This window comes from Priestia sp. YIM B13491 (assembly GCF_042787605.1).
Taxonomy (GTDB): domain Bacteria; phylum Bacillota; class Bacilli; order Bacillales; family Bacillaceae_H; genus Priestia; species Priestia megaterium_E.
On record NZ_JBHZOR010000005.1, the window covers coordinates 202,830 to 229,512 of the forward strand.

28 protein-coding genes are annotated in these 26,683 nt (G+C 38.2%); 5 read left to right on the forward strand and 23 right to left on the reverse strand.

The annotated features are described in order from the left end of the window. Positions 1-89: 89 nt before the first annotated feature. The 3 genes from ACFX4E_RS19550 (at position 90) to ACFX4E_RS19560 (ending at position 5,619) form a co-directional block, all read left to right on the forward strand. A complete protein-coding gene (locus ACFX4E_RS19550) occupies positions 90-1,652 on the forward strand; it encodes a replication initiation protein (protein ID WP_098333911.1) in 1,563 nt (520 codons plus the stop codon). Continuing rightward, positions 1,645-4,275: a DEAD/DEAH box helicase gene (locus tag ACFX4E_RS19555; protein ID WP_060745866.1), complete on the forward strand. Its 2,631-nt coding sequence runs from the start codon at positions 1,645-1,647 to the stop codon at positions 4,273-4,275. The genes ACFX4E_RS19550 and ACFX4E_RS19555 overlap by 8 nt, the downstream gene beginning before the upstream one ends. A 297-nt stretch (positions 4,276-4,572) precedes the next feature. Continuing rightward, a complete protein-coding gene (locus ACFX4E_RS19560; protein WP_098526044.1) occupies positions 4,573-5,619 on the forward strand; it encodes a C40 family peptidase in 1,047 nt (348 codons plus the stop codon). Between the two features lie 523 nt (positions 5,620-6,142). Here the strand turns inward: ACFX4E_RS19560 and ssb are convergent. After that, the gene (gene ssb / locus ACFX4E_RS19565) at positions 6,143-6,505 is read right to left on the reverse strand and encodes a single-stranded DNA-binding protein (RefSeq protein WP_014457774.1); all 363 of its coding nucleotides are present in this window, start codon (positions 6,503-6,505) and stop codon (positions 6,143-6,145) included. Positions 6,506-6,601: 96 nt separating this feature from the next. Between ssb and ACFX4E_RS19570 the strand changes: the two genes are divergently transcribed. Next, positions 6,602-7,039, forward strand: coding sequence for a YwpF-like family protein (locus ACFX4E_RS19570; RefSeq protein WP_014457773.1), 438 nt, complete (start codon positions 6,602-6,604; stop codon positions 7,037-7,039). A 26-nt stretch (positions 7,040-7,065) separates the two neighbouring features. Here ACFX4E_RS19570 and ACFX4E_RS19575 read toward each other — a convergent pair whose 3' ends face one another. After that, on the reverse strand, positions 7,066-7,245 hold the full coding sequence (locus tag ACFX4E_RS19575; protein WP_060745869.1) for a hypothetical protein: 180 nt from the start codon (positions 7,243-7,245) through the stop codon (positions 7,066-7,068). 318 nt (positions 7,246-7,563) lie between these two features. Between ACFX4E_RS19575 and ACFX4E_RS19580 the strand changes: the two genes are divergently transcribed. Beyond that, positions 7,564-7,986 carry a helix-turn-helix domain-containing protein gene (locus ACFX4E_RS19580; protein WP_028409692.1) on the forward strand — a complete coding sequence of 141 codons (423 nt, stop codon included), beginning with the start codon at positions 7,564-7,566 and terminating at the stop codon, positions 7,984-7,986. Between the two features lie 29 nt (positions 7,987-8,015). Here ACFX4E_RS19580 and fabZ read toward each other — a convergent pair whose 3' ends face one another. The 21 genes from fabZ to ACFX4E_RS19685 all read right to left on the reverse strand — a co-directional run bounded on the left by fabZ (position 8,016) and on the right by ACFX4E_RS19685 (position 26,632). Then, positions 8,016-8,450: a 3-hydroxyacyl-ACP dehydratase FabZ gene (gene fabZ / locus ACFX4E_RS19585; RefSeq protein ID WP_013059788.1), complete on the reverse strand. Its 435-nt coding sequence runs from the start codon at positions 8,448-8,450 to the stop codon at positions 8,016-8,018. Positions 8,451-8,533: 83 nt separating this feature from the next. Then, on the reverse strand, positions 8,534-9,355 hold the full coding sequence (locus ACFX4E_RS19590; protein WP_028409693.1) for a flagellar hook-basal body protein: 822 nt from the start codon (positions 9,353-9,355) through the stop codon (positions 8,534-8,536). A gap of 23 nt (positions 9,356-9,378) precedes the next feature. Then, positions 9,379-10,203: a flagellar hook-basal body protein gene (locus ACFX4E_RS19595; RefSeq protein WP_028409694.1), complete on the reverse strand. Its 825-nt coding sequence runs from the start codon at positions 10,201-10,203 to the stop codon at positions 9,379-9,381. Positions 10,204-10,317: 114 nt separating this feature from the next. Next, complete coding sequence (mreB, locus tag ACFX4E_RS19600; RefSeq protein ID WP_013059791.1) at positions 10,318-11,319, reverse strand: rod shape-determining protein; 1,002 nt, start codon at positions 11,317-11,319, stop codon at positions 10,318-10,320. A 186-nt stretch (positions 11,320-11,505) separates the two neighbouring features. After that, positions 11,506-11,769 (reverse strand): sporulation transcriptional regulator SpoIIID, encoded by a 264-nt coding sequence (gene spoIIID / locus ACFX4E_RS19605; protein WP_013059792.1) that lies wholly within the window; start codon positions 11,767-11,769, stop codon positions 11,506-11,508. Positions 11,770-12,044: 275 nt separating this feature from the next. After that, complete coding sequence (gene spoIIQ / locus ACFX4E_RS19610) at positions 12,045-12,875, reverse strand: stage II sporulation protein SpoIIQ (RefSeq protein ID WP_028409695.1); 831 nt, start codon at positions 12,873-12,875, stop codon at positions 12,045-12,047. Between the two features lie 162 nt (positions 12,876-13,037). Continuing rightward, positions 13,038-14,060 (reverse strand): stage II sporulation protein D, encoded by a 1,023-nt coding sequence (gene spoIID / locus ACFX4E_RS19615; RefSeq protein ID WP_028409696.1) that lies wholly within the window; start codon positions 14,058-14,060, stop codon positions 13,038-13,040. A 162-nt stretch (positions 14,061-14,222) separates the two neighbouring features. Continuing rightward, positions 14,223-15,527: a UDP-N-acetylglucosamine 1-carboxyvinyltransferase gene (gene murA / locus ACFX4E_RS19620; protein WP_013059795.1), complete on the reverse strand. Its 1,305-nt coding sequence runs from the start codon at positions 15,525-15,527 to the stop codon at positions 14,223-14,225. Between the two features lie 31 nt (positions 15,528-15,558). Further along, positions 15,559-16,299 (reverse strand): YwmB family TATA-box binding protein, encoded by a 741-nt coding sequence (locus ACFX4E_RS19625; protein ID WP_028409697.1) that lies wholly within the window; start codon positions 16,297-16,299, stop codon positions 15,559-15,561. Between the two features lie 160 nt (positions 16,300-16,459). Continuing rightward, positions 16,460-16,696, reverse strand: a complete 237-nt coding sequence (locus tag ACFX4E_RS19630) for a DUF1146 family protein (protein ID WP_013059797.1) — start codon at positions 16,694-16,696, stop codon at positions 16,460-16,462. Between the two features lie 281 nt (positions 16,697-16,977). Continuing rightward, on the reverse strand, positions 16,978-17,376 hold the full coding sequence (locus ACFX4E_RS19635; RefSeq protein ID WP_098314869.1) for a F0F1 ATP synthase subunit epsilon: 399 nt from the start codon (positions 17,374-17,376) through the stop codon (positions 16,978-16,980). Between the two features lie 26 nt (positions 17,377-17,402). Continuing rightward, positions 17,403-18,824, reverse strand: coding sequence for a F0F1 ATP synthase subunit beta (gene atpD / locus ACFX4E_RS19640; RefSeq protein WP_013059799.1), 1,422 nt, complete (start codon positions 18,822-18,824; stop codon positions 17,403-17,405). A 36-nt stretch (positions 18,825-18,860) separates the two neighbouring features. Then, positions 18,861-19,718: a F0F1 ATP synthase subunit gamma gene (locus ACFX4E_RS19645; RefSeq protein ID WP_013059800.1), complete on the reverse strand. Its 858-nt coding sequence runs from the start codon at positions 19,716-19,718 to the stop codon at positions 18,861-18,863. A 105-nt stretch (positions 19,719-19,823) separates the two neighbouring features. Beyond that, complete coding sequence (atpA, locus tag ACFX4E_RS19650; RefSeq protein WP_013085461.1) at positions 19,824-21,332, reverse strand: F0F1 ATP synthase subunit alpha; 1,509 nt, start codon at positions 21,330-21,332, stop codon at positions 19,824-19,826. 15 nt (positions 21,333-21,347) lie between these two features. Next, the gene (locus tag ACFX4E_RS19655; protein ID WP_050690856.1) at positions 21,348-21,893 is read right to left on the reverse strand and encodes a F0F1 ATP synthase subunit delta; all 546 of its coding nucleotides are present in this window, start codon (positions 21,891-21,893) and stop codon (positions 21,348-21,350) included. Beyond that, on the reverse strand, positions 21,890-22,408 hold the full coding sequence (locus tag ACFX4E_RS19660; RefSeq protein ID WP_013085463.1) for a F0F1 ATP synthase subunit B: 519 nt from the start codon (positions 22,406-22,408) through the stop codon (positions 21,890-21,892). The genes ACFX4E_RS19655 and ACFX4E_RS19660 overlap by 4 nt, the downstream gene beginning before the upstream one ends. 102 nt (positions 22,409-22,510) lie before the next feature. Further along, on the reverse strand, positions 22,511-22,723 hold the full coding sequence (gene atpE / locus ACFX4E_RS19665) for a F0F1 ATP synthase subunit C (protein ID WP_013059804.1): 213 nt from the start codon (positions 22,721-22,723) through the stop codon (positions 22,511-22,513). Positions 22,724-22,813: 90 nt separating this feature from the next. Then, positions 22,814-23,524 (reverse strand): F0F1 ATP synthase subunit A, encoded by a 711-nt coding sequence (gene atpB / locus ACFX4E_RS19670; RefSeq protein ID WP_013059805.1) that lies wholly within the window; start codon positions 23,522-23,524, stop codon positions 22,814-22,816. A gap of 18 nt (positions 23,525-23,542) precedes the next feature. Next, positions 23,543-23,914: an ATP synthase subunit I gene (locus tag ACFX4E_RS19675; RefSeq protein ID WP_013059806.1), complete on the reverse strand. Its 372-nt coding sequence runs from the start codon at positions 23,912-23,914 to the stop codon at positions 23,543-23,545. Positions 23,915-23,920: 6 nt separating this feature from the next. Then, positions 23,921-24,142 (reverse strand): AtpZ/AtpI family protein, encoded by a 222-nt coding sequence (locus ACFX4E_RS19680; protein WP_098966992.1) that lies wholly within the window; start codon positions 24,140-24,142, stop codon positions 23,921-23,923. Positions 24,143-24,439: 297 nt separating this feature from the next. Beyond that, the gene (locus ACFX4E_RS19685) at positions 24,440-26,632 is read right to left on the reverse strand and encodes a S8 family serine peptidase (protein ID WP_377259152.1); all 2,193 of its coding nucleotides are present in this window, start codon (positions 26,630-26,632) and stop codon (positions 24,440-24,442) included. Positions 26,633-26,683 lie beyond the last annotated feature (51 nt).

A 26,683-nucleotide genomic window follows, 5' to 3' on the forward strand; every position in this document is an offset into this window, starting at 1 on the left:
TTCTATTTTTATCATTTATAATGAAAAGAAAATTAATCACTTATAAATATAATTTTATGCTCCACTTATGTATAGAAAGGAATGGGATTATGAGTTCGTTTTCAGATCACTTACAGCACCAATTTATACATCATTTCCCGTACAGTGATGCACGCTATCGCACGAATGCCCAAGCAGGACTAGACCTTTACCGTACCCATTCATTCTTCATTTTGCACAATGACGAACAGATATTAAACATTAAAATCGATTCGTTTTATGTGGAACTAAACAAGCAGCTGCTCCCTGAAAGTACCTGTTCTTGTCAGCATAACGGATTTTGTGAACACTGCTTTGCAGCGTTTTTTTATATGTATTCATTAATAGAACCGCTTGCGCCCCTATTCAAAGAATGGCGAAACCATGAAAAAGCAGCTTTGACTATGCTATCTGCCAAACAAGTGTTAAAAAAGCCGAAGGCAACTTTTCAAGAGTGGAGACAAACTTTTGAGAAGCAGTATACGCTTTTTATGCAGGGGCGGAACGAAAATGACCGTTCCATTTATCATGAATATTATCAGTACTATTACCGTGCTTTAGTGAAAAAGGCTCCTGAGCACCCATTGCTTTATGCTTTATTTTGTATGTATGGAGCGGTTCATACATTCTATAAACTATCAGCTCAATTACAGGCACATCAGCTTTCTACTAACATCGAGGAATCATTCGTATATAGTCACGTCTACAAAATAACAAATGAAATTTATGCTACCGCTGATTCATTAAAGCAAATGAAATACGATGGAGATGCATTATCTATTATAGAGGATAGCATTCCATACATCCGAGAATTATTGCATAAAGATATGCCTTTACAATATGAACGTATTGAGATTTATCGCGTTATTTGGCAAAAAATTTTCACGTTAGAAAAGTGGCGAAAAACTGAGGAAAGCAAATTAAAAGCTAAGTACGGTTCTTTTATAAACAATACAGCTCTTTCCTATCTTTTATTCCTTCAAGAAAAAGATGGGGAAGCAAAAGAACGTTTGAGCGATGAAACCCTACAAACAATTCCCTATCTTATTCCTTGGTTAAATGATTTATTGCATGAAAAAGAAACTGACCGCTTTGCTCAGTGGGGCTCTTATATAATGACCTATATAGGAGATTACGTACGCACCGTTCCGACTACTTATCAAGGAAGCCGAAACATGGTCTCCATGATTGTAAATTTATTTCAGCACTATAAAGACTTAACGAACGATCAAACTTTGTATACTGAAGCATTGCAAACGTTACTTCCCTATAGTTTTATTGAATACAGTGATTTTCTATATGCTTCTGACCAATTGAAAAAGTGGGTTGAATTACAGGTGCTTCTTCAATATGACAGTATCAAATATGACGAGCAAACGATAGAAGCCTTAAAACAAAAAGATGAAAAGCTGGTTATTCCTCTTTATCATCAAATGATCTCAAAGCTGATTTATGAAAAAAAGAAAAGCAGTTATCAAGAAGCCTATATCTACTTACAAGAATTAAAGAGACTTTATCTACAAATGAATCGCTCTCTACTATGGGAACATTATATGGAAGAATTAGCGATAAAAACGAAGAAACAGCGCGCGTTTCAACAACTATTAGAAAAAGGAGATTTACTGAATGTTTGATTTGTTTCATTTAACACTTGAAGTCGAACCTGTACACGGTGACTTTTTTCTCTACTGTGTATCACCTAGCGGCCAAATTTTGCTCCCTGATACATGGAAAGATGCGCTGTTTCTATGGCATGAACAGACCTATTACGGAAGCGAAGCCACACAGGTTGAGATTAATGGAAAAAAAGGAATTCTTCTTTCTGCATGGCAAATGTTCACTTTCATACAATCACCTATTCAACAGCATGTGTTGAAACCGGCTTTGTCCGCTTCAGCGGAAGCTTATCAGCAAATTGCAGTCGATATGACAAAGAGGATTATCCAAGGGAAATTTCATTCTCTTCCTTTAAAAAAACAAATGACTGGATCGCTTTCACAAGCTGATGAGCAAGAGTGGCGAGCACAAATTAAAGAGAGCCTACTAAAAAAAGAAGGAAAGGACTTTTTAATAAGCATAGAAGGCGAGAGCTATAATCCTCCCTTTGACCTTTCGTTGCGTATTGTAGAACCAGCGACCGATGGAGATGTATGGACGGCTGAAACATTCGTGATTCCCCACGATGAAGCCAAAGAACCTTTTATACTGGGAAGAACGCTTCCTAAAGAGTGGAATCACTACGAATCATATATCGCTTACGAACACGAACGATGGAAAGCATTGGCTCCTACTTTATACCAAAAAGGAGCGTTTATTCAGTCTGTTCTAACAGATGAGGAAGTATGGGAATTTCTAACTCAAGATAGTGCAGCATTGATTAAACAAGGTGTCTCTATCCATTTGCCAAGCTGGTGGGAATCATTAAAAAAAGCCACCATCAAAGTATCTGGCGCTATAGAAAATACTTCATCTGCGTTGTTTGGTAAACAAGCTATCAGCAGCTTCCGCTGGTCATTTTCTATTGGCGATCAAACTTTCTCAGAAGAAGAGTTTCGGAAATTAGTCGAACAAAAACGCCGATTATTATCTATTAACGGACAGTGGATTCGACTGGATTCTAGATTAATTAAACAAGCGCAGAAAATTGTTAAAGAAGCTAGTAAAAAAGGCGTCTCAATTCATGAAATTTTAAAAACGAAGCTAACCTACATGGCAGACAGTAAAACCGATGAAGAAGAGGTAAAAGTTGAGTTCCAACTCCCCGCTTCCTTTCAATCATTTATTACATCCTTAACGGATTTAGAACGGCTGCCGGAAGTGCTGCCTTCCTCTGAATTCAAAGGTGCATTAAGACCTTATCAGCAGCAAGGTTTGAATTGGCTCATGTTTTTGAGAAAGTTTAACTTAGGAGGATGTCTAGCAGATGACATGGGGCTAGGTAAAACCATTCAATTAATTAGTTATTTAACAAATATTCATCAGTTACATAGCTCTCCTTCTCTTATCATTTGCCCAACGTCTTTAATTGGAAACTGGGAAAAAGAATTACAGAAATTTGCCCCTTCTCTTCGTGTTCATGTTCATTACGGGCCGAAAAGAACCAGCGGATACGCATTTGAGAAGATATGTGAAAGTACTGACGTTGTGATCACGACTTATCAAGTTGCTCTTTTGGATGTCGAATTGTTGAAAGGGTTTATATGGAACAGCATTTCCTTAGACGAAGCCCAACATGTTAAAAACCCGCAGACTAAACAGGCGAGAGCCATCCGTCAGCTGCAAGGAAGACACAAAATTGCGCTTACTGGAACTCCAATTGAAAACCGTCTGCTGGAACTATGGTCATTATTTGAATTCATCAATCCTGGTTACTTAGGAACAATCAATTCATTTAAAAACCGATTTGTAGCAGGCATTGAAAAAGGCGAGAAACCTGAACGAACTGTTGAGCTTAAAGCACTCATTCAGCCTTTCTTATTGAGAAGAACAAAACAAGATAAAAACATCGCCCGCTCACTGCCTGATAAACAAGAACAAAAAGAATATATTCCGCTGACAGCGGAACAAGCTTCACTTTACCAGGAGCTAGTTCAAGGAATGCTTCAAGAAACAGAGGAAAAAACAGGATTTGAACGAAAAGGCATGATTTTGCAAACACTAAATAAGCTAAAATTATTATGCAATCATCCAGCTTTGTACTTAAAGGAAAGTGCAGCTAAACAAACGGTACGGCGATCTCATAAAAGTGAAAAAATTATTGAACTCGTAGAGAGCATTCGCACACAGCAAGAAAGCTGTTTAATTTTTACTCAGTATATTGAAACAGGACTCATGCTGCAAAGAACCTTAGAAAAAGAAATCAACGAGCCGGTTTTATTCCTTCACGGAAGTTTGTCGAAAGAACAAAGAGATGAAATGGTTGCTCAATTTCAAGCAAGGAAAAAAGCCATCTTTATCCTTTCTCTTCGCGCAGGTGGAACTGGATTGAATTTAACAGCTGCAAATCACGTTATTCATTTTGACCGATGGTGGAACCCAGCCGTTGAAAACCAAGCAACCGATCGTGCCCATCGAATTGGGCAGAATAAATTTGTTCATGTTCATAAGTTTATTACAAGAGGAACGATTGAAGAAAAAATTGATGAAGTGATCAATCAGAAACAACATCTAAACAATGAACTCATCCAAGGAGATCAATGGGTAACAGAACTTTCTAATAACGAACTACAAGAGCTTCTTGCATACAGAAATGAATAAGAAAAATTATAAAATGTGTTACAACGTTACTAAAAAGAGGACTTTTTTACTTGTCCTCTTTTTTTATTAGATCATTCGACACAAAAAAATAAGTGTAAATCATTATCCAGCTACTGATAAAGATACAAAAAGCGCAATAAATAGCGTTTTTTGAATAAAAAGGTATTTTTATAGCGAAAAAGACCCTTTACTTTCTCTTTAAATTCCAGCATATTTATACATATAATATTTTTGTAATTTAATAGACATATTGGAAAAATAAACACGAAACATTTACATAATTAGGGGGATTTATTAATGAAAAAAAGGCAGCTCGCTTTATCTCTAGGCGCCGTTGTTGGCGGGACATTTTTATATCAAGCTTCAGCTGAAGCATCTGCTTCAACTGTTCAAGTGAAAGCTGGAGATACACTTTGGTCATTATCTACCAAATACCATACAACGGTAGACGTTTTAAAAAGCGTAAATAAGTTATCTTCAAATACAATTCACATAGGACAAACGTTATCGATTCCTTCTGCTTCAACCTCTCAACCATCTAATAAGGAAGAAAAGCCTTCAGCTCCTGCTACTGGTTCGACCTATAAAGTTCAAAGCGGCGATACCCTTTGGAAAGTTGCTACTCGTTTTAATATGAGCGTAGAAGAATTAAAACGTTTGAACGCTCTTTCTTCTAACATTATTTATATTAACCAAACGTTAAAAGTAAATGGAAGCAATAGCGCATCGACTCCAACTACGAGTAAACCAGCAGAAACTCCTTCTAAGGATGCAAACGGAACTTACAAAGTTCAGCGTGGAGATAGCTTATCTAAAATAGCTTCGACATTTCACATGAGCGTCAGTGAGCTAAAACAAATAAACGGATTAACGTCTAATACGATTTATGTAAATCAACAATTAAAGGTATCAAAAAGCAGCCAAACAACTACGCCAACAACAAAACCAAGTACATCCACACCTTCAACTTCTAACGGAACATTAAATGTATCGCAAATGATTTCAGATGCAAAACGTTATATAGGTGTTCCTTACAAATGGGGTGGCACGACTCCTTCTGGTTTTGACTGCAGCGGATTCATTTATTACGTAACGAAACAACAAATTTCTACAACGCGCTATACGACGGCTGGTTATTGGAGTGTATCAACACCTGTCAGTAATCCACAGCCTGGAGACTTAGTGTTTTTTAATACATATTCTAGCGGTCCTACACATATGGGCATTTACCTTGGTAATCGTCAATTTATTCATGCTGGATCTTCTACGGGTGTAACCATTGCAAGCCTAGATAACAGCTACTGGAGCAAGCGCTACTTAGGTGCAAAAAGATTTTCTAAATAATTGATAGAAGCTGAAACAAAATTATGTTAGTTAAAGGAAGATCCGAACGAGTTTGATTCTTGATGAAGAATCAAACTCGTTCGGATCTTTTCATTGGTAGGGTGGACGTAGGTTTTCTAGCTGTTGAGCGGAGGGCAAAGCGAAGACTCCTGCAAGAAAAGCAGAATAGAGGAGACCGTACGCAAGTGACGAGGAGGCTCATCGGCCGTCTGCGAAAAGCGAAGTCTTGCACGGAAATCAACAGTGGTGTAACAAGTGACCTATACTAGCTCATCCCATTTGTTTGTCTTTAGATTGCATTAATTCAGTCACGTCTCAATCTCTTATATACAGAAAAAAACCGTTAAATGATTTAACGGCTGAAATAGAGGAATAGTTCGGGGATAGTAAATACTTTAATTTTCTCTCTTGAGAATATAGAAAGAGCCTTGTTGCTCTTAAAGAGGATCTATCTTCTATTATGATAGATAAGAGGACTTAGAACCTTAGCTGAACTAATCACCCCCTTTCATGCTAGATAACTTCATTCTTCTTGCTGATTTGAATCAAATGAAGAAGAACCGGATGGCTTTCCACTTAAAAACTTAACAGCATCAGCCACAACGTCGGTCATATATACTCGTTGCTGAAGATTATTTTCAAATGTGCGCGTTTGTACACGCCCTACCACACCTACAACCGCTCCTTTATCACAGTAAGCAGCCGTATTTTCTGCATTTTTTCTCCACAGGGTAATATTGACAAAATCAGCATCATATTCACCTTCAACATTTCGAAACGTTCGATTAATTGCTAAAGTAATAGTAGATACTGCAATCCCTTCATGGGTATATCGAAGCTCAGGTTTTTTTGTCAGTCTTCCTACAAGAACAATATGGTTAATCATAGTCTACCACTCCAACTGATTGAATAATGGGAATCTTTAAGCTCATTCATGTTATAATATGGATAACCTACTATTTACGCAAAGGAGGAAACATCAATGAAAACATTTAAACTTGTGTCATTTCAATTGGTTGATGATCAAGAAAAACGTCAGTCTGTCTCACTAACTAATGGCCTTATTATTAATAAAGAAGACGGCGAAAATAACTGGATTTTAGAAGCAGTTATCGATAAGAAATGGTACGATGAATTTCATGTTTTGTTGAAAGATAAACAAAAAATGACGGTAGAAGCTAAAATTACGAAAGAAACAAATGATCCGGCTACCTTTATAGCTACCGTGGCTTCCATTACTTCAATTGGTGAAAATCGTATTAGTTTGTTGATGAAAGGTGTTTTAAAAGAACGGAGACTTCATTATGCTGAAATGCTCTTAGAGGATTTAATTAACCAAGGATTATCAGGTCAAGATTTACTTCAACAGTTCAAACTGCAGCTTCGGAACAGACCGATAAAAAGTACATCTAAAAAATAAGTCAAGTCATCTTAAGGTGTCTGGATTTAAAAGAGAGGATTATTGTTTGCGGTCTTTTTCGTTGGTCCATGAGAAGGATAAAGAAAAGAGAACTCACCGGGGAGGTACCTTTCTTTTTTTCCTAAAAATAAATGATCACAACTAGAACGTTTGAAGCGATTATCTCTTGCGCGAGCGCCTTGCCTTTTCAAATAAAAATTTGTCATTTTTTCACTCCTTTTTCTTTGTAATTCGTATATTAATGCATTTTTCCCCGTTATTCAACCATTTTTTTCAATATACCGAACAAAAAATAGGATTTTTTTACTATAAAAACCTCTATTTTTGTTCTTTTTTTATATATATATGCAGAAAAATGAATCTTTTTAGAGAAAAAAAAGAAATAAAAACAGGTTTTATTCCCTTTATTGCAGAAGGTAAAGTGTATATGTTTCATATTGTGTAAATTCAGCATGTTACAAAGAACATGAACTACATTCGAACAATAAGACATATACTTATCTTTACGAAATCAGGTGATGCATATGAAAGGTTTGGGAGAAAGAATTAAACATTTTAGACTAAAAGGAGGGTTTTCACAAGAAGAATTAGCAAATCAGTTGAATGTTTCTCGTACAACTATTTCAAAATGGGAATGTTCGAAACAAACGCCTTCCATTTTTGATTTTCTATCTCTATGTAATTGTTTTCAAATTACGCTGGACCAACTTATTGATCCTTCCTCTTATAAACAAGATTATTTACATGACTTCCAACTTCTTTACTTAACAAGAAAACGTGAATCAGATTCACAAGACGATACCATTTTAACCCTCATAGATAAACAGCCCTTATTGAAACATGTGCTCTTACAATTTTCATCTCTGTCACCAACTCTTCAAAAAGAGTTGCTAACGGATATTATACCTTTATTAAAGAAACTTTTTTCTGCTTTGCAGCGCCAATAAAAAAAAGCTGCATCAGCAGCTCTTATGTACTATTCTTTTTTATCGCCTAAAGCAAACATAATATCTGTTTCGCAGACTAACTCTCCATCTACAGTTGCGATACCTTTTCCTTTGCCAATAGATCCACGTGCACGTACAATTTCAACCTCTAAACGTAGTTGATCACCAGGTCTTACTTGCTTTTTAAAACGGCAGTTGTCAATGCCTGCAAAAAATGCTAAACGTCCTTGGTTTTCTTCTTTTTTTAGCATAGCTACTGCTCCTACCTGAGCCAAAGCTTCTACAATTAAAACCCCTGGCATCACAGGATAGTCAGGGAAATGCCCGTTGAAAAATTCTTCATTGGCAGATACGTTTTTTAAACCAACTGCTTTTTTTCCCTCTTCCACTTCTAAAATACGATCGACCAATAAAAATGGATATCGGTGTGGAATAATTTCTTTAATTTGTTCAATATCAAGCATAAATAAGTCTCCTTTCAAACCGCATGTAACATACGATACTATTATCAATATACAGAATGCTCAATTGAGAAGCAACTACTTGCTTAAGCTCTGATTCCATTAACCAAGCCCATCATTTGATCTGCAATTGAAATAGAGCGGGAATTAAATTGATACGCACGTTGAGCAATGGACATATCAGTGAGTTCTTTGCTCAAATCTACATTTGACTGTTCCAGTTTTCCTTGCTCTACGCCTGCTGTTTCTCGAGGTTTTCCAGTCAAATCTGTAAACATATTCGGTTGGTTCATCCCTGCTGGAAAGGCAAATAGATTTTCTCCTTTAGCTTCTAGCACCTGCGGCTTTTGGACATTTGTTAACCCAAGGGTAAACTGGTCAACGCCCGTATTCGTAGTAACCGTTACCGTTCCACTTCCATCAATTTGTATATCTTTGAACGCGTTACTGAAAATAATAGCTTGACCATTTTCCCCCAGCACATCCTGACCAGAACCGTTTACTAATTTAACATTGTTCGGGCCTTCGGGGCTAAGATGAAAAGAACCATCTCGCGTATATTGTACAGGCTGTTGGGAATCTTTTACGGCAACTTGAAAATAAACGTTTGGATTAGATGCAGCTACATCTAATAGTTTATCTGTATTCTGAAAAGCACCCTGCGTCATATTCAAGCTCGTTTGATCTAAATAAGCGCCTGTGCCTTGCCGAATTCCGGCTGGCGTAAGCCGCTTTTCTGTTCCCTTGTCTTCTTGATTGTTTACTTGTTGATACAGCATATCATTAAATGAAGCATCTCTCGCTTTATATCCTGTCGTATTTGTATTAGATAGATTATGACCAATGACATCAAGTTGCTGCTGCAGCTGTCCCATCGTATTGGCCGCTGTTATCATTGTACGGTTCATCCTTCTCATCTCCCCTGTTGCTTTTAGCGCACACGCCCAATTTCATTTGCCGCTTTATCCATGCTCCTATCGTAAGCTTGCATTATTTTTTGATTTGCCTCAAAAGCTCTGTAAGCCGTTAGTAAATCAGTCATACTTTGAGCAGCATCTACATTGGAACGTTCAACAAATCCTTGCTTTAACTGATAAGAAATGCCTGGGTTATTCCTTGCTGAAGGCAAGGACTGATTGTTCAGCGTTTCATACAATCCATTCCCTGTCTTTTTAATCGTTTGTAAATCACTAGCATAAGCAATATCGATTTGTGCAACCTGCTGATTATTTTCTGTTACGTTACCTTGTGAATCAACTGTAAAGTTTTCACTTTTTAGTTGGATTGGTTGATTATTTGTATTTAATACATAAGCTCCGGTAGACGTAGTTAAAAAACCTTCCTGATCTAATGTAAAATTACTGTTTCTTGTATATTGAGGCGTATTATCAGGGCTTTGTACCACAAAAAATAGTCCGCCCTCTTTTGTAGGCATATTTTGCTCCATCAATGCAATATCAGTTGATTGAGATGTTTGCTGAAGATCACCTTGTGTAAAATTTGGAACTGTTTCTTGCATATACACGCCTGTATTAATCGCACCTATGTCTTTTTTGTTCTGAACAGAGATGCTACGTTCAGTAGGTAAATCTTCAGATTCCATTCGCTGCAGCAACATATCAGGAAATGCCTTTAACGTACCTTGATCTGCTTTAAATCCTGGCGTATTAGCATTTGCTATGTTATTCGTTAATAAGTCAGTTTGACGCTGTTGAGACAGCATACCGGCTGCTGCCGTGTAAAACCCTTTAAACATACTTCATCCTCCTTACAAGTAAACGTTGTTCGTTAGAGCTAGCTCACAGAGTATATTAGATAAAAGAAGAGACTCCTCTGTATGAAACGAGCCAATAGAGGAGTCTTCATTTATTTAAACAATATTGCGACGAGATAGTTTATCAATATTATCGAGCATAATACCTGTTCCAACAGCTACACAACCCATTGGATTTTCTGCAATTAGCACAGGCACCTTTAATTCTTCCGCTAACAGCTGATCCATACCGTGAAGCAATGCTCCACCGCCAGTTAAAATAACGCCTCTGTCTATAATATCGGCAGAAAGTTCGGGAGGTGTACGCTCTAATACACTTTTCGAAGCTTGTACAATGACGCTGACAGACTCTCTAAGTGCCTCCTCTACTTCTTCAGAATAAACAGTAACCGTACGTGGTAGGCCTGAAACCATGTCTCGCCCTCGAATGTCCAGCTCTTCATTACGAGCTTTAGGAAACACCGTACCAATTTTCACTTTAATTTCTTCTGCTGTACGCTCTCCAATTAAGAGCTTATATTTTTGCTTAATGTACTGCAAAATTTCGGCATCAAAACGATCACCAGCCATCTTAATAGAAGCTGCTGTTACGATATCGCCCATTGAAAGGACGGCCACATCGGTTGTACCTCCACCAATATCTACGACCATATTTCCGCTCGGCTGAAAGATATCCATTCCAGCGCCAATAGCCGCGACTTTTGGTTCTTCTTCCAAATAAATGGTTTTCCCACCGCTCTTTTCAGCAGCTTCGCGAATTGCTTTTTGTTCAACAGAAGTAATATTTGTTGGACAACAAATTAAAATGCGAGGCTTGGATAAAAAACCTTTTACATTTAATTTGTTAATAAAGTGTTTGAGCATAGACTCTGTAATTTCGAAGTCAGCGATAACACCATCTTTTAAGGGACGAATGGCAATAATATTACTGGGCGTTCTTCCTACCATACGTCTCGCTTCTTCCCCTACTGCTAGCACTCTATTTGTATTTTTATCAATCGCCACAACAGACGGTTCATTTAACACAATTCCTTTGCCTTTAACGTGAATTAAGACGTTAGCTGTACCTAAATCGATACCAATGTCTTTTGCTAACATACCTTAAATCCTCCTTCTATTTACATATCTTTGCATGATAACCATTCTTTTTTCCTAATTTACTATTTTATCACAATTTGTATATGTATGTTGTTATTAGCAAAAATATTTATTATATACCTATTTTATCCAAAAAATAAAATGCCCTATACTACCTCTATAAAAAAGGCAATATTGGGCATTTTTTCATTTTACAGTTTCTTCTTCCTTTTTGTACTTTAATTTTGTTGCTTCTCCTCCACGCAAATGCCGAATAGATTTATGATAATCAAGAATTTCTTTTACTTCATTTGCTAACTCAGGATTTATTTCTGGTAGACGCTCTGTTAAATCTTTATGGACAGTACTTTTCGAAACGCCAAATTCTTTCGCAATTACACGAACTGTTTTCTTTGTTTCTACAATATACTTTCCAATCTTGATAGTTCTCTCTTTGATGTAATCGTGCACACTACTCGCCCTCCCCAAATTGGATATGAGAAGTATCCAAGGGAATGTATATATTATCCCTTTTCTAACATTCTCTTTATAGGTTTGTAACAGTTTATTAGCTTGTGTGCAGATATATGCTAGAAAAGTCAGTAAGGACAAGTGATTTCTTATATTTTTTTGAAAATTTAGTGTTTTTTATTTACTTTTTTAACATAATGCATCTCATTTTAGAAAAATTCATAAAAAAAGAAGCTCGATTTTATCCAGCTTCTTTTCGTATTTATGGTCTTGCCTTATGCATTTGGTTTAGACGTATCTGTTGAAGGTTGTTTTGAATCTTTATCTTCTTTAGTCTTTTCATCAGATGATTTTTCGCTATCCTTTGATTCTTCAGAAGAAGAGTCGTCTTTTGGTTCTGTCACTTCAGCTGCTTTGACTTCTTTGATAGAACTAACAGATTTTCCAAAATAACTGCTTGGATTAATTGCTACACCATCTTTACGAACTTCAAAATGCACATGTGTTTTTGCTTCTTGATTATATAAGCTTTTTCCAGCTTTTGCGATCGTTTGGCCTTGTTTAACAATATCTCCTACTTCTACATCAGCTTTCTCGAGAGATTGATACTGTGTGACTAAACCATCTTTGTGATCAATTTCTACTACATAACCTAGTAAAGGATCTTTTGTTGCTTTTGTTACTGTACCGCTAGCTGCTGCTACAACATCAAATGATTTATCTCCCTTAACAGCTAAGTCAACACCTGTGTTTGGATGATACGTATTGTTGTAGAAAACTAGTGCTTCTTCTTGCTGTTTTTCAGATGCTTGATCGTCGTAGAAAGGCTTTTTCACGATTGCTGATGCTTCACTAGCGACTGGCATTTTTAAATTTTCAAGTGAAGCATTTACCTCTACAGCGTCGTCTCGATAAGCCGTACCGTCTTGGCTATAGCCGCTTTTGTCTTCTTTGCTAATATCGTTTCCATTAGCTTGAAACCAAAGGACTGCTGTAAGAATAATTGCTGCACTCGCTAAATAGATAGCCGGGAACACCCAACGCTTTCTAACTAATTTTTGAACTTTCGATTTTGGAGAAGTACGTTTCTTTTCTTCCTCTCTCATATATCATCACCTCAGCAATCAGTCTGAACACAATTGAATGAATATATACACAGTGATAAAAAATTTTTTTCGATTATTTTTCAACAGATGAATCTAAAATATACATTTTATTTAAAAAAAGTGAAAACCATAAAAAAAGACCCTGATATAAGGGTCTTTGAATTAGCGTTTAGCTGTCAATTGTGCAACAAACTGATCGTTAGGGGTAATCGCAACACCTGTATAATAATGAGTAACAATATCTTTATACGTTTTTCCTTCCAGTGCCATACCATTTGCTCCGTACTGACTCATCCCAATACCATGTCCATATCCTTTTGTGTTGATGATAATTTCATTACCTTTTTTTGTCCAATGAAAGTCGGCTGACGATAAACCCAATTTTTCCCGAACATCTTTTCCCGACAGTTCTTTACCGTTTATCTTTACGTAATCTACGCGCTGCCCCGGCGTTCTAGAGACGATTTCACCTACTGATCCACTGTTTGTTAATTTCACTCCAAGCCTCTGTTCAAAGCTAGCAACAGACATTACTTTCTGATTTGTAAATTCTGGGGACTTTTTATCCCATGGACTAGCTACACTTTTTAGATAAGGAATGGAATTCTTCCAATACGCCTCTGAATTTTCAGTGTAACCATTGCTTGTAGAAAAGAACGTAGCATTAATTGGCTTATTTTTATACGTAAGAATTTGACCTTGGGTGTCTTTCACTGCTTCTTGAATTTTTTTGATTTTCCAATCATAGTCTTTGTTCCATCTGCTTCTTAGCTCATCTTTATTTAAATATACTTGGTACTCTACGGTATCAGTCACATCCGCTCCTTGGGGAAGATGACTATTTCCATTCATCATAGTTTGTACAATATAGGTTCTGGCTGCCAAACTTTGAGCCTTAAGTGCTTCAAGCTCAAAAGTAGCAGGCATTTCAGCTGCTACTACCCCTACAAGATAGTCTTCGAGCGGCAATTTTTCTACTTTTTTCGTTTCCGTACGATAAACACTGACGTCAAGAGGAGACGCTGTCACTTTTTGTAGTTTTTCGGTTTGTGGGGTCTGTTTGACATTTTCATGTAGCTTTCCATCTGTCTTTTCAGTAAAAGGAACAACGAGAAGTGTTGGGATGAGTAACACAACGAAAAAAAAGATGACTCCTAGTACGACGATTGGCTTTGCTTGTTTCATGAACGCCTAGCCTCCATATCTATTATTTTGACAAGGAACACCTATATCCCTATATTCCATATGTATGGAGGTGGACAACCTTTTATGACAGCAAACCGGCCATAAGGGTCGTCCAACGACAAAAAAAGCATCTCGCTATGAGATGCTTTTTTTATGACATATTTATTTCACGTCTGAAGCCTGTTGAGTTTGTTCTACTTGCTTTGTTTCGTCATTTACACGTTCAATATCAGCGCCTAAAGCGGCTAATTTATTGTGGAAATTTACATAACCACGATCAAGGTGTTTTAATTCCGTTACACGCGTATAGCCGTCTGCTACAAGTCCTGCTAATGTTAACGCTGCTGCTGCACGAAGATCTGTTGCTGCTACTTCAGCGCCTTGTAGTTGAGAAGGTCCGTTAATAATAACAGAGCGCCCTTCAATTTTAATATCAGCGTTCATGCGGCGAAACTCTTCTACGTGCATAAAGCGGTTTTCAAAAACTGTTTCTGTAATCATACTTGTGCCTTCTGCTGCTAATAATAATGCCATCATTTGAGATTGCATATCCGTAGGGAAACCTGGATGAGGCATTGTTTTAATATCTACTGATTTTAGCTTTTCAGGTCCTACAACGCGTAAGCCGTCGCCTTCTTCAGTAATTTCAACACCCATTTCTTCCATTTTAGCAACAAGTGAACTGATGTGCTCTGCTACTGCACCGCGTACAAGTACGTTTCCACCTGTAATAGCTGCTGCTACCATGAATGTTCCAGCTTCGATGCGATCTGGAATAATTGCATGTTCTGCACCATATAATTTATTAACACCTTCAATACGGATCGTACCAGTTCCTGCACCGCGAACTTTAGCGCCCATTGCGTTTAAGAAGTTTGCTAAGTCGACAATCTCAGGTTCTTTTGCTACGTTTTCCATAATTGTAGTGCCTTCCGCTAATGCTGCTGCCATCATAATATTTTCTGTGGCACCTACACTTGGGAAGTCTAAATAAATTTTAGCACCTTTTAGTCTTCCTTCAACTTTTGCATCAATAAAACCATTTCCTACTTGAACTTTAGCACCCATTGCTTCAAAGCCTTTAAGATGCTGGTCAATCGGTCTTGATCCAATCGCACATCCGCCAGGTAAAGCTACACGAGCCTCACCTGTACGCGCCAATAAAGGACCCATTACAAGTACTGAAGCGCGCATTTTTCTTACATATTCAAAAGGTGCATCTGTTTTTAACTCTCTTGATGCATCTACAACTACACGATTTGTTTCAAAATCTACTTCTGCATTCAGATGTCTTAAAACTTCGCCAATCGTAAATACATCGGAGAGAGCTGGTACATCATTTAGAATTGTTTTTCCTTCACTAGCTAATAAGGTTGCAGTGATAATAGGTAAAACGGCGTTTTTTGCTCCTTCAACTTTAACTGTACCGCTTAATCTATTTCCACCGCGGACGATGATTTTTTCCAAGGTATTCCCCTCCGCGTCCATTTTCTCTATATTAATATTCAGACGTAATGATAGGTGTGCCAACAACTATGGTTGTTTGACCGCCCATTCTTGTCTTGCGTAATGCAATTTGTAAGTTCATTTCCTGCTTTTTCGTTTGAAGAGCTTCTTTCCACAGTCCAGTATATGCTGAAACAGAGGTAAATGACTCTTCCACTAGAGATTCCACTGGTTTAGCATTGAAAGCTCGTAATAGGTCTTGAATTTCAACAGACAAAACACTTTCCATCTTATCATTGATTTCCCCTGTTGCACAAGAGAAAATTATGGGTTCTGATAGGAAAATTTTTTCATAATTTGTCTGAAATACATTTTGAAAATGGGTCATATTTTTTTCTTTTAAACCTTGTCCCGTTACATGATACGATATGTACGCATTGCTGTGTTCATCGATCGCATAAGTTAACAGAATGACTTCGTTCACATCTTCACTTTTGCGTGTACCTATTGCTTTCCATAGGTCTCTTTCCCTCTTCACTTCCCATTTAAAACCTCTAAAATTACTTTTAATAATTTTAGCTTGCGAATAAAAGGTTTTTTGGTCAGTAACAGCTTTTACTTCTTCTCTTGCATACAACGATACTTCAGTTAACGAAACATGCTGCTTATTTAAGGTGTGAACAATCTTCTCAATAGTAGTTTCATTGTTTTGGGCATTGCTCACATAACTTCCATGATATACGAATAAGCCAGTAATGAAAATAGCCAAAAAGACACTAATTTTTTTAAACATTTCGCCACTCCCTCTCCGTACTCACCAGTCTTTCCAGAAGGCGATGATACATACATGAAAAGGGTCGTCATATTTAGACATAGCGACATACATTAGCGTATAAATTCGTATATCTTCAATGAATGAACGTCTATTTTATCATAGACTCATAGCTTGCCAATCATTGAAAAAATGAGGGAATGCGCTGTGACCAAAATAAATAATCCAAAAAGAAATTACTTACTGTTGATGAAATCGTAATGGTCAATAAAATAAGCATTAATTTTGCTTGAAACACATGATTAGGTTTCATCAGCTTTTCAATTTGAAAGCCTTGCAAAGCATACCAAGTAATCACAATAAAAATCAAATGTGAAATCATGGTTAGTAACGTTTGCTGTTCAATTCCTCCAAACAATAAAAGCACTCCTTTTAAACACCATATGAAAAGAAGAGACGATCATCGTCTCTTCTTTTCATATTAAAGCACACTTATGCAAATTCGTAAACGGTAACATGAAAAACATTTATTTTATTCCCTATTTTAAGATCCTTTTCCATTATTGAGCAAAATAAAGAAGATGGATGCGCTTAGTTGAATGGAATATATAATCATAGATGAATGCTATTTGCTCTTCCCCTTTTGTATAATAGAGCAAAAAAGCCCTCTCATTCGTTTGAGAGGGCTTTTTTTAGAACTTACGTTGAACTAATATCTAAACGATTGACTGCCCGTTTTAAGGCAATTTCAGCACGCTTAACATCAACGTCGTCTTGTTTGCTATCAAGGCGCATTTCAGCGCGCTTTTTCGCTTCTTCTGCACGGGCTACGTCAATCTCTTCAGCTGTTTCAGCAGCCTGTGCAAGAATTGTTACTTTGTCAGGTCTTACTTCAAGAAATCCTCCGCTAACAGCCACAAGTTCTGTACTGCTTGCTTTCTTCAAGCGGACGGCTCCAATTTGTAAAGGAGCAACCATCGGAATATGGCCATGTAAAATACCAAGCTCACCGCTCTGTGCTCGGGTACTTACCATTTCCACTTCTGATTCGTAAACTGGGCCATCAGGAGTCACTACACTGACATGGATTGTCTTCATTTAAAAAACCTCCTATGTCCCTTAAATTAAACTTCTACTCCCATACGTTTCGCATTTTCAATAACTTCTTCAATGCGACCAACTAAACGGAACGCATCTTCAGGTAAATGATCGTATTTACCTTCCAAGATCTCTTTAAATCCTTTAACAGTTTCTTTTACAGGAACATAAGAACCTTTTTGACCTGTAAATTGTTCTGCTACGTGGAAGTTTTGAGACAAGAAGAATTGAACGCGACGAGCACGTTGTACAACAAGTTTATCTTCATCAGATAACTCATCCATACCTAGGATTGCAATGATATCTTGTAACTCTTTATAACGCTGTAACGTTTGTTGAACTTGACGCGCAATTGCATAGTGCTCTTCTCCAACAATTTCAGGAGATAAAGCGCGAGATGTAGATGCTAATGGATCTACCGCAGGGTAAATACCCATCTCTGATAATTTACGCTCTAAGTTTGTTGTTGCATCTAAGTGAGCAAATGTTGTCGCTGGAGCTGGATCCGTATAGTCATCGGCTGGTACGTAAATCGCTTGAATCGATGTTACAGAACCTACGCTTGTTGACGTGATACGCTCTTGAAGCTGACCCATTTCTGTCGCTAATGTTGGCTGATAACCTACTGCTGATGGCATACGGCCAAGTAATGCTGATACTTCTGAACCCGCTTGTGTGAAACGGAAGATATTATCAATAAAGAATAATACGTCTTGACCTTGTTCGTCACGGAAGTATTCTGCCATTGTTAATCCTGTTAATGCAACACGTTGACGTGCACCAGGTGGCTCATTCATTTGTCCAAATACCATAGCCGTCTTCTTAATAACACCAGAATCTGTCATTTCATGGTATAAGTCATTACCTTCACGCGTACGCTCACCTACACCAGCGAATACTGAAATACCGCCGTGCTCTTGAGCAATGTTATTGATTAATTCTTGAATTAATACTGTTTTACCTACACCGGCACCACCGAATAGACCGATTTTTCCACCTTTAATGTAAGGAGCTAATAAGTCTACTACTTTAATACCTGTTTCAAGAATTTCAGCTTGTGTAGATAGATTTTCGAACTTTGGTGCTTGACGGTGGATTGGATCACGACGTGCACCTGCATCGATTGGGGCGTCTAAGTCGATTTTTTCACCTAATACGTTAAATACACGACCTAACGTAACGTCACCAACTGGTACTGAGATTGCTGCACCTGTATCTTCTACTTCTAATCCACGAACTAAGCCGTCAGTGGATGACATTGCTACTGTACGAACCGTGTTATCACCTAAGTGAATCGCAACTTCTAATGTTAATTCGATTGCAACTTCACTTGCACTGCTCGGTTTATGTGAAATTTTAAGGGCGTTATAAATTGCCGGAAGGTGTCCGTTGTCAAACTTTACGTCTACAACTGGACCCATGATTTGAGTAACGCGTCCTTTTGTCATCGTGTTCCCTCCTAACTTGCTTTTCCATTAAACTTTCTATTCTAACGCTGCCGCTCCGCCAACAATTTCCGTAATTTCCTGGGTAATTGCCGCTTGACGTGCACGGTTATATGACAATGTAAGATTATTGATAAGATCTTTTGCGTTGTCTGTTGCACTTTTCATCGCTGTCATACGAGCAGCATGCTCACTTGCTTTTCCATCAAGCAGGCCGCCGTAAATTAAACTCTCTGCATACTGAGGAAGTAATACTTCTAAAATCTCTTCTTGTGATGGTTCAAATTCATAACCAACAAGTTTACCAGAAGGTTGAAGATCTGTTAGAGGCAATAGCTTCTTCTCCGTCACTTCTTGTGAAATCGTATTGATAAAGTGATTGTAGTATAAGTAAAGTTCATCAAACGTACCGTCCGCAAACATTTGAACTGTTTGTGAAGCGATTCCTTGAATGTCAGCAAAAGCTGGCTGATCTGCTAAGCCTGTGATTTCAAGCAAAACCGGAATACCGCGTTTTACGAAGAAATCTCTCCCTACTCGTCCAATTGCAATCACACCGTATTCATCAGGTGATTGATGGCGTTCTTCAATAGCTTGAGATACTTTTCGCAAAATATTACTGTTATATGCTCCTGCTAGACCGCGATCTGAAGTGATTACGATGTAACCAGTTTTCTTCACACTGCGCGCAGTTAACATTGGATGTGAAGCGCCTCTGCTGCCTAGGGCTACGCTTGAGACTACCTCTTGAATTTTTTCCATGTATGGAACAAACGATTTTGCATTTTGTTCCGCTCTATTCAGCTTTGCAGCTGAAACCATTTCCATTGCTTTCGTAATCTGGCTCGTTTTTTTCGTCGATGTGATTCGAGTTTGTATATCACGTAATGATGCCAAAGGTTTCACCACCTTGTTTTAGAAGATCACGTGGTATGAAAGGTGAACAAATGTTCACCTTCACCTTATTGAAAGATTGTCTTAACATACCATGCTGACAATATATTATTCAGATGCAATAAATGTTTTCTTGAATTCTTCAAGTGCTGATTCGAATACGCCAGCTTCAGGAAGACCACCAGTTGTACGGATTGATTCAAGTACTTCTTTACGGTTTGACTCTAACCATGTTAAGTACTCGTCTTCAAAGCGCGTAATATCTGATACTGGAACATCATCTAAGAAGCCTTTTGTTAATGCGTAAAGCACAGCTACTTGTTTTTCTACGCGAAGCGGTTTGTGTAAACCTTGTTTTAAGATTTCAACTGTACGCGCTCCTCGATTTAATTTTGCTTGAGTTGCTTGGTCAAGATCAGAACCGAACTGAGCAAACGATTCAAGCTCACGATAAGATGCAAGGTCTAGACGCAGTGTACCTGCTACCTTTTTCATCGCTTTAATTTGTGCAGATCCCCCTACACGTGATACAGAAAGACCAGCATTAATCGCAGGACGTACGCCTGAGAAGAATAGATCTGACTGTAAGAAAATTTGTCCGTCTGTAATCGAAATTACGTTCGTTGGGATATAAGCAGATACGTCTCCTGCTTGCGTTTCAATAAATGGAAGAGCTGTTAATGAACCTCCACCTTTTGCGTCCGATAACTTTGCCGCACGCTCTAATAAACGAGAGTGCAGGTAGAATACATCCCCTGGATACGCTTCACGACCCGGAGGACGGCGTAATAGTAATGAAAGTTCACGATAAGCTGATGCTTGTTTTGTTAAGTCATCGTAAATAACAAGTACGTGCTTACCGTTATACATAAACTCTTCACCCATTGTTACCCCAGCGTATGGCGCTAAGAATAATAGTGGAGCTGGTTGTGAAGCTGATGCTGTTACAACGATTGTGTAATCTAGAGCACCGTGTTTACGCAATGTCTCTACTACGTTACGAACTGTTGATTCTTTTTGGCCAATCGCTACATAGATACATACCATATCTTGATCTTTTTGATTTAAGATTGTATCGATTGCTACCGATGTTTTACCCGTTTGGCGGTCACCGATAATTAACTCACGCTGTCCACGACCGATCGGCACAAGTGCGTCAATCGCCTTGATACCTGTTTGAAGCGGCTCATGTACTGATTTACGATCCATAACGCCAGGTGCAGCACCTTCAATTGGACGTGTTTTTGTTGTTTCTACTGGGCCTAGTCCGTCTACTGGCTGACCTAATGAGTTAACAACACGACCGATTAACTGCTCCCCTACCGGAACTTCCATGATGCGTCCTGTACGGCGAACTTCATCACCTTCACGAATTTCCGTATATGGTCCTAAAATAATGATACCTACATTGTTTTCTTCTAAGTTTTGTGCCATTCCCATGACACCATTTGAAAATTCAACCAGTTCTCCAGCCATGACATTGTCGAGGCCATGAGCACGTGCGATACCGTCCCCAACTTGGATAACAGTACCTACATCACTCACTTTAATCTCAGACTGATAGTTTTCAATTTGCTGCTTGATCAGCGCACTAATTTCTTCAGCTTTGATGCTCATGAATTTCACCCCTATCTACGATCTGTGTGCAAGAAGTCCTCGTTGGATCGTTTCTAATTTGCTGCTAATGCTGCCATCATAGATACGATTACCAATGCGAAGCTTCACGCCGCCGATTAGGCTTTTATCTACTATATTTGAAATATTTAACGTATGTTTTCCAACTTTAGAAGCAAATGATTGCGAGATTGCTCTTTTCTCATCTGCACTTAAAGGTTTGACAGAATAAACAGTTGCATCTGCCACGCCACGTACTTCGTTCGCTAGGAAACGATACTCTTGTACCATTTCGCTAACAATTTGAATGCGGTGACGCTCTAATAATAGAAGAACCGTATGTTGAACAGTTGGTGAAAGTTCAGCAAATGCCTCACTTACAAACTGTTTTTTTCGCTCAATTGTAATTTTTGGATGAGTTAATACATCCATTAATTCAGGTGTTTTAGCAAACACCTCTTCAACGATTTGTAGCTGGTCTTGCATTTCATCGATCATCTGTTTTTCTGTTGCTAATTGAAAAAGAGCTAGTGCATAGCGTTTGGCTACAGCTGGTTGACTCATCGTACATCCCCTACTTCTTGGATATATTCATGAATTAACTTCTCTTGATCTTGTTCAGAAAGTTCTTTTTCAATAACTTTCGACGCAATTAAAACAGATAATGAAGCAACTTGCTCACGTAACGCAGCAACTGCTTGATCTTTTTGCTGTTCGATTTCTTGCTTTGCTGCAGCTTTTAGACGCTCAGACTCTTCGCGTGCTGCCGCAATGATTTCTTCCTTTTTATCTTCTGCAGACTTTCTAGCGTTTTCCATCATTACTTGCACTTCTTGACGAGATTGCTTTAAGATTTCACGCTGCTCTTCAACAAGCTTCTTCGCTTCCTCATTTTGCTTTTCTGCTTCATCAATCTCACCGGCAATATGCTCTTCACGTTTTTTCATGATTCCCATTACAGGACCAAACGCGAATTTTTGAAGTAACGCAAGTAGGATAAGGAACATCACTAATTGGAAAAGAATATCTCCACCATTAATGCCTGCTGCTCCTAACACAAACATGTTCGACACGGCCATGTTCACTCCCTTCAGAGACTCCACATATATAATTTACTTATTAAAGACATAAAGTAATGGCGAAGGTTCTTTTGAATGATCTTCGCCACATGTAACACATTATTATTTACCTTGTACCATGAATGCAATAACTACGGCGATAATTGGAAGCGCCTCAACTAAGGCAACCCCAACGAACATCATTGAAGTTAATGTACCACGTGCTTCTGGTTGGCGAGCTGTGCCTTCAATCGTCTTAGAAACGATAAGACCGTTACCAATACCAGCACCTAGTGCCGCTAAACCAATCGCAATTGCAGATGCTATTAAACCCATTTTATAAAGTCCTCCCTTAATATATATGATTTTGTTTAACAAAGTTTTGTTTTGTCCAAATTGGGTATTACTTGAACAAAGCTTTATAAATTAATGGTCGCTACTCACTTTGTGAGATAAATAAACCATCGTTAACATTGTGAAAATGAAGGCCTGAATTGCGCCTACAAAAATACTAAATCCTTGCCATAAAAGCATTGGAATAGCAGCTCCAATTGTACCTAAGAAGCCTGTTGTTGCTAAACCAGCTAGCAAGCTTAACAAAATTTCCCCAGCATAAATATTACCGTAAAGACGAAGGCCAAGCGTTAACGTATTGGCAAACTCCTCGATAATCTTAAGCGGGAATAAAAATGCCATTGGCTTGAAGTAATCTTTCGTGTATGCAGAGAAACCTCGCATTTTAATACCATAATAATGTGATAGTACAACTACCATAACGGCTAACGTCAGCGTAATTGCTGGATCAGCGGTTGGCGATTTCCACCATAAGTTATGGTCAATCACGATGGCAAATGGAAGACCCAACATATTTGACACAAAAATGTACATAAGTAAAGTTACACCTAGCGTCAAAAAGCGGCCACCTGTTTTCCAATCCATATTGCTATTAACGAGTCCTTTAACAAAATCTAAGACCCATTCAATAAAGTTTTGTGCACCGCTTGGCTTCATAGCAAGAGTACGAGTACATAAAACTGCAATTAAGAATACAATAACAGAAGCTACGGTAACCATAAGCAAGTTACTTTGACTAAAAGTAAGGCCTAGAAACTCTATAGTTGGTGATTCATGACCCAACTGTGTTCACCTCTCTTTCTATCTTCTACGCATATTTTGAACAACTAAATCTATGATAATGACAACATAATACGTCATTAATCCCACAACTACACTAATAATATGAAAGGTTTTTGGATAAGAGATGGTAATCACAACTGCGAGAGCAGCTGTTGCAAATCTTACAACAGTCCCAATTGAACGGGGCTTTTTCCCCTCATCCAACGCCTGTCCAAACTGCTCAAACTTTCTTACCAAGTTCCACAAATTATACAAACTCAGGGCGGTTCCTAAAATTAAACCTGCAAAAACAGCCTTATAACTTGTAAATCCCCAGCCGAGAACGTATAATGCTAACAAATACAATATGTATGAACGAAGTCTTGGAAAAACGTGCTGCAAATCCTGCATGAATTATTAATCTCCTGAAAAAAAATGGTGGACTGTCCGCAGCATCATAAAAACACCTGCTGCTAGCCCTGAAAGAAGGCCTAAAATCAAAAATAGTGGTTCGGTATCAAGCCATTGATCAGCCCATCTCCCAGAGAATAAGCCAACTAAGACTGAACCTGCTAACTGTGATAGAATGATTGACACTAATGCCATCGCTTGCAAAGGATGACGGTTGCGATCTTTCATAAGCTCATACCCCTTTTGCAAAATTTTCTTTTTTCCGAATTCTCTATCGTTTTTATAGCTCAATATATGATAGAAAGGCAAAAAAAATTGCTAAAAAAGGTAAAAACAGCTAATAAAATACGCAGAAATATCAACGGTTTTCACAGGTTGAAAACCTTATCATTTATATTCCCTGTAAGCATACAATAGCGTATATTTAATGTCAATGTGTTTAAGCTAAAAACTTCACAATCTCTTCTTATTGTTCACATTTCTGCCACACATAAAACCTCTTCAAATGAAAACATTTAAAGAGGTTCATTCAATCGTTATTGTACTGTGTACAACCTGCTCTTGTCTATGCTTTTTCACAAATGCAAATATTTGGTACGACCCCGGTACAAGCGATTCATCGATTGTTATTTTTCGTTTTCTCATGCCTCTTTCTACATCAACGTCAACATCTAAATACGATATAAACTGTAAAGACTGCTTATCAAAAAGAGCAACGCCTAACTCATCTGCTCCTTCAGGCAAAAACAGTTCATAGCTATACGTATTTTTCTCTTTTTCCGCTGCTACTTGCAATCCCATGACACGAGGATAATCTGGAATGCTAACCATGTACATATAAGGAAGCGAAAATGTTTCACGTGAATCATTTATTTCCAAATATCCGTCATATATACCTTTATTTTTAAAACGGGGCTGCACCGATAAAGTGACAGCTATTTCTTTTGTCTGATGTGGCTGCACCGTGACGGGTAATGGAACATCCCAGTTCACTCCTTCATCCCTTTTCGGAACGTTTAAGCGATACGTTTTTGCTTTATCAGACTGGTTATCAATTTTAAATGATAAGACTTTCTTTGATGGGCGCGTAAAAATACCGAAAGATAAAGAAGATGGATAAAATAAAGAGTCTGCTGTGACAGCTTTTGCTATTTGAATTCTCCCGGCTCCTTGTTCATATACGCGATACGTTTGACCGTTTAGCTGCTGCATTGCTTTACTTGTGTTCATCAATGAAGCTTTGACTTGTTCAGGAGACCAGTTCGGGTGAGCTTGTAAAATAAGAGCACACGCTCCAGCTACATGGGGCGCAGCCATACTTGTGCCATGCATGCGTTCATATCCCCCGGGAACTGTACTATTAATGAAGTAACCAGGTGCGACGACGTCCGGCTTGATTCCCCAAGTAGTCGTTACAGGCCCTCTTGAACTGAAAGATGTAAGCAAGTCTTGAACCACTTGCTTGCCAGTGCGTAAGTATGGCTGTTGAGACTGAATGTGTTGATTAATGGTATCACCGCTTTTTTTACTTACCCATATCACTGGAATATTTACTGACTCTTTTAGTTTACCGATTATGCTTTTTTCAGTCGGACTATATAAAATAACGGCTTTTGCTCCTGCCTGTTCAGCTTGTTTAATCTTTTTTTCAACCGCATTTCCTTCTGCTTTTAGCAAAATGACGTTGCCCAACGCATGCTTTTGCTCTTTGGAGTATTGTTCATTTATTACACGCAGCGTTTGATTAAACGTCCATGGACGAGACCCTTCTACTGGCGCCATCATAATTTTTTCTTTGTTAAATCCAATTGTTAGAAATTGAACTGTCGTCGGGGAAACAGAAGCGCCAACGGAAATAGCTTTTCCCGCTGTACCCGGAGAGCCCACCGTCCATAAACCTGGACCTGAATTGCCGCTGGATGTAACCGTTACAATTCCTTTTTCAACAGCTCGATCTAACGCTAAGCTTGTTGGTAAATCCGGACCATTTACATCATTTCCTAATGATAAATTAATAATATCTACATCATCTTGAATTGCTTTTTCGATAGCTAGAATAACACTTTCAGACGTTCCAGCTCCTCCTGGTCCAAGAGCTCGGTATGCGTAGATCTCCGATTGAGGTGCTACACCTTTAATATTTCCATTTGCTGCAATAATACCGGCTACATGAGTGCCATGCAGAGTAGGCTCTCCTTGCTCCCGAGTGGTTTCCATCGGCTCATAATCTTTATCTATTACATCATACCCTCCCCTGTAGGTTTGTTTTAAATCGGGATGAGAATAATCAACACCGGTATCGATGACGCCTACTTTGATCCCTTTTCCTGTTAAGCGCTGATTATGAGTATCAAATAAGCCTCTTACCTGTTCTGAGCCAATGAAGGTTACACTATTTTCTTCTGCAACCTGGTAGTTTTTAATAGAATGTGAACCAATAATAGAAGGATTATGAGATAGTTTTTCCAAATCCGAGATGGAGCCATTTAATGAAAGTCCTGTAAATACCGTGTGAAATTCGCTCTTAATCTTTATATTAGGATAATTTTTTTGTAGCTGACTTTTAAATTCCGCGAATTTTTCTTTTTCAACCATGACAATTATTGATTTTTCCTGATGATTCATTTCTTGTTTTATAGAAGGAAATGTCGGATTGAGCGACATTTGCCCTCCCCCGCTCCCTAATATAAAACTAAGCATTAACCATTTAATCCACATAAAAAAACACCTCTCACACTATCGTGTCTCAAAGAGACACTTTTCATGTGA